1 protein-coding gene is annotated in these 2,587 nt (G+C 40.1%); it reads right to left on the reverse strand.

Annotation, left to right across the window (positions count from 1 at the left end):
* On the reverse strand, window positions 1-2,473 hold a 2,473-nt coding region (locus CD122_RS11305), incomplete at its 3' end, for a KxYKxGKxW signal peptide domain-containing protein (RefSeq protein WP_169926521.1).
* Window positions 2,474-2,587: the final 114 nt, after the last annotated feature.

Genomic DNA, 2,587 nt, shown 5'->3' on the forward strand with positions numbered 1-2,587 from the left:
CCGATCTGCTCGTGCTATCCGATGCGCTCACTGATGCCGATTCGCTCGCACTTCTTGATGCTCGCTCACTCTCTGAAACCGAACTACTTGTTGATATCGATGCACTTGTACTTGCTGAAGTGCTAATTGATGTTGATGTGCTTACGCTGTTTGACACACTCTCACTAGCAGAAATTGAAGTACTTACCGAGTTGGATGTACTTGCTGATAATGACGTACTTGTCGATGTTGATACACTTACACTCTCTGATGCCGATGTGCTTGCGGACGTGGATGCACTTGTACTTCTCGATATGCTATCACTCGTTGATGCGCTAATACTACTATCTCTGCGACTTTCAGATTCTGAGTTACTCGCTGAATGTTCACTAATCAATGAGTTACGTATTGAGGTGCTCTCAGATTCACTTGTACTTTGTTCACGTCGACTCACGGATTCCGAGTTACGTGTTGAATAATAGCTTATTAACGAGTTACGTGCTGAAGTACTCTCTGATTCACTCCAGTAATTCGAGCGTTGTTCAGAAACTGATCGACTATTACTTTCATACTCAGACTGTCTTTCAGAATCTCTTCGGCTATAGCTATCAATAATTGACTGACGTTCTGATTCAGCCCTAGAGTTGCTTTCTGAAATACGTTGGCTGTTTGATCGGCTTACTGAATCTCTTTCGCTATACCATTGGCTGATTGAATCAGATAGGCTTCGCTCTCTACTTTCAGATGCTGATCGACTGGCACTATTGCTCCAATAAGCTTGGTTGCCCGAATCAATTTGACTATGCCATTCACTCATTTGTTTGGAGTTGCTAGCAGATCTACTTATACTTTCTGACTCTCTATTAGATATACTCATTGATTCTGATTCACTTGCTTGATTCTCAATTGCATCAGATTCACTGTAATATTCACTTAATGAACAACTTATAGACGTGCTAATAGATTCTCTTTGTGATTGACTCTGAATAGCCCAATCCTCACCAATGCTGCGTGATTCACTTTCACTTTGAACTTTGCTCTGCCATTCCCACTCGCTATGTTCCTCTGATTGTTTGATAGATACACTTATAGAATCTTCTGGCGATGGTGTAATAGAGCCATTATTAAGATGACCACCTTTTGGTTTGATAACATCGTGGAAGTAGTTCTTTCTGTCCTGCGAAGGATCATCTTGCGTTGCATGAGGTATCACACAATAATCTAAATCTTGTGAAGGGTCCGCAATTGGCACTGTTACAATAGAAGTCAATCCATAACCCTGTGATGCAAACGGTGTTGTTAACACACCTGATGTCCAAGTGTAATCATTCGTATCATAGAAGTCATGAACTGCCACATATTGATACTTACCATCTTTAAATGCATTCGTATTATAACCCGGTAATGTTAACCCTATTTTTGCCGGTGGTGGCGCACTAAAACCTGGACCTAACTTTAATACTGGGAATACACCTTGGTTTGTACTTGTAATCGTAATACCTTTTGGCAGATTCGGTGTTTCAACTATCGGTGTATCCGGGTTATCATATGACACTGTATATTCGAATATTAACTGGTGACCATCATTGATTACTTTCAATTTGTAGTAAATTGGAAAGTTCGCTTTCGTATCCCAACCTGTTCCTGTAAACACTTGTTCTGCTGGGATGCTAGACGCTGATCTGAAAATAGAATGGCTCACCGAACGGAAGACGGCGCCACCTAAGTTTTGTAAGTCGTTTTTAATTGTTGTTGACATGGATGTTGACTGTGAAGTAGATGTCTGAGCTGATGTAAAACGCGTTGTGGTATTTGTGTCATTTGGAGCTAATGATGTGTTGTGATGCGCTTTTGGACTTTCTGAAGTTGTAGCTTGATTCGAGGTACTTGCTGACTTACTTTGGGACGACTGCGTACTTTGACTTTCTGATGACGTGCTGCTTTGTGACTGAGAAGTAGATTCACTTGCTGCCGATGTACTATCTACTGATTGAGATGTTGTACGATCGTCTGTCGATTGTGATGTTGTGCTATTTTCTGCTACCTGACTTTCGCTATCGACTGATACGTCGCTTTCTGATTGTGTGCTTTCGCTTTCACTATCAGTTGTTGACGTGCTGTCAGGTGTTGCTTGTGACTGTTCGATTGTCACAGATGTTTGGTCACCGATTGTTTGACTATGTACGGTAATTTCCGATGTAATTGGTGCTTCTGAAGCTGCAAAAGCTTGTTGATCATGTAACATGTTGACAGTAAACAACCCACCCGTTATGGCTGTTGTCTTCAGCGCATTATCCTTAATCAGACTTCCTACGCTTACTTTGTCATCTTCTGTTTTATCAACCTTATCTGGTAACAATGATAAACCTAACATCTTAAGTAACTGAAACTCTTTAATACCTGCTTTGACCCAGTTTTTACCAGATTTGTAAAGTCTTACTCTGGCTTTTTCTTCACTGAGACTCTTTTTGAATTCTCTAAATTTTCTTGTCATTGCAAAACTCCCATTTAATTATTTATATATCAAATTATCCCTATATCTTTCGTTTTCTCTCGTTTTTATGGAAATATATAGCTATTCTGATATTCTACACACACTAAATAAAAG

This window comes from Staphylococcus rostri (genome assembly GCF_002902145.1).
GTDB lineage: Bacteria > Bacillota > Bacilli > Staphylococcales > Staphylococcaceae > Staphylococcus > Staphylococcus rostri.